Source organism: Bacillus sp. AFS018417 (genome assembly GCF_002560985.1).
In the GTDB taxonomy this organism is placed as follows: Bacteria; Bacillota; Bacilli; order Bacillales; family Bacillaceae_G; genus Bacillus_A; species Bacillus_A rhizoplanae.
In genome coordinates this window covers 1-1,650 of record NZ_NTTM01000112.1, presented here as the reverse complement: position 1 = coordinate 1,650, position 1,650 = coordinate 1, and the positions used below count along the sequence as shown (strand labels likewise).

General features: G+C 34.6%; 1 protein-coding gene. It reads left to right on the top strand.

Translation table 11 applies throughout. The features are described from left to right. The first annotated feature begins 92 nt into the window (after positions 1–92). Complete coding sequence (locus CN326_RS23580) at positions 93–1,523, top strand: IS4 family transposase (protein ID WP_098311359.1); 1,431 nt, start codon at positions 93–95, stop codon at positions 1,521–1,523. Positions 1,524–1,650 lie beyond the last annotated feature (127 nt).

Below are 1,650 nucleotides of genomic sequence, written 5' to 3'. Positions count from 1 at the left end.
CACATCCATCAACTTAAGGATTTAGACTATTTTTGAAGCTAAAAGCACGTTACTATTCTCTTATGTTAATGAGAAAGGGTGACGTGCTTTTTATGAATATGCACCAAAAACAAGAGTTATCTTTATTTGCCGAAGAGTTATATCGATATATGTCTCCCGCTACACTTAATCAATTAGCTATAGAAGCAGGCGGAATGAAACGAAAACGTAAGTGCCACGGGCACCATTTCTTATCTTTGTGTGTATGGTTAAATCAACAAATCGCTACTACCTCTCTTACTCAACTTTGTAGTCAATTAGAAACTTCAACAGGAATCTTATTAAGTCCGGAGGGACTTAATCGACGATTTAACTCGGCTTCTGTAGCCTTTTTTCGAACTGTATTTACTACACTTCTACAAGCTAAAATTGGAGGAGTATCTAAGATTTCTCATTCTCTTTCTTCTTATTTTGAGCGGATTCTCGTCCTTGATTCTACAACCTTCCAAGTTCCAAATCGATTCGCAACTACTTATCCTGGTGCCGGAGGATGTAGTCATACAGCTGGTGTGAAAATTCAACTAGAGTATGACTTGTTGAGTGGAAAATTTTCTGATGTGGAAATTGAACCAGGAAAACGAAGTGATCAGGCATATAGTGCGACTCGAACAGGCATGGCACAAAAGAATGAACTATATATTCGTGACTTAGGATATTTTCGTCTACAAGACTTTAAGTCTATTCAAGATAAGCAGGGATATTATTTATCACGTCTTAAGTTACCAACTAAAATATATAGAAAAGAATTTGAAACAGTGGTATTTAAAACAAAACCTGCTCAATTGAAACCGGTATATACACAAATTCATTTGGAAGACATCATGAAACAATTGCAGCCTGGCCAAGTGTATGAATTACATGATGTATATGTAGGGAGTAAAGACAAACTGCCTACTCGTATTGTAGTTTATAGATGTACCGAGGAGCAAAAAAAGAAACGCCTACGTGATCGAGCTATTCGCGAAAAGAAAAAAGGAATTACATATACAGAGCGTACGAAACTTTTACAAGGTATTACGGTATATATGACAAACATTCCTACGGAATGGGTACCAAAAGAGAAAATTTATGATTTATATTCACTACGTTGGCAAATTGAGCTGTTATTTAAAATATGGAAATCTTGGTTTCAAATTCATCGTTGTAAATCTATTAAACAAGAACGATTAGAATGTCACCTTTATGGGCAACTCATTAGTATTCTATTATGTTCTTCTACTATGTTTAAAATGCGAGAACTCCTGTTACGTAAGAAACAGAAAGAGCTAAGTGAATATAAAGCGATGTACATAATTAAGGATTATTTTTTACTTTTTTACCAAGCATTACACAAAAACACCCAAGAATTATCAAAGGTTCTCCTTCGTCTGTTTAACCTCCTACAGCACAACGGACGAAAATCTCATCGATATGAGAAAAAGACAGTCTTTGATATTTTGGGTGTTGTTTATGAGTATACCACTTCTACTCATCAGGTAGCATAGTAAAAAAATTGAAACCCGTCAGGGTTTATTTGATATGCCCACTTTTATAAAATCTATAAAAGATAATAAAAAACTATATGGAAAGACCGCATTTTGTATAAAAATATACCTTAAGTTGATGGATGTG

Excerpts from the sequence above, each read along its gene's own strand:
- CN326_RS23580 (WP_098311359.1), top strand. The coding sequence starts at position 93 with ATGAATATGCACCAAAAACAAGAGTTATCTTTATTTGCCGAAGAGTTA.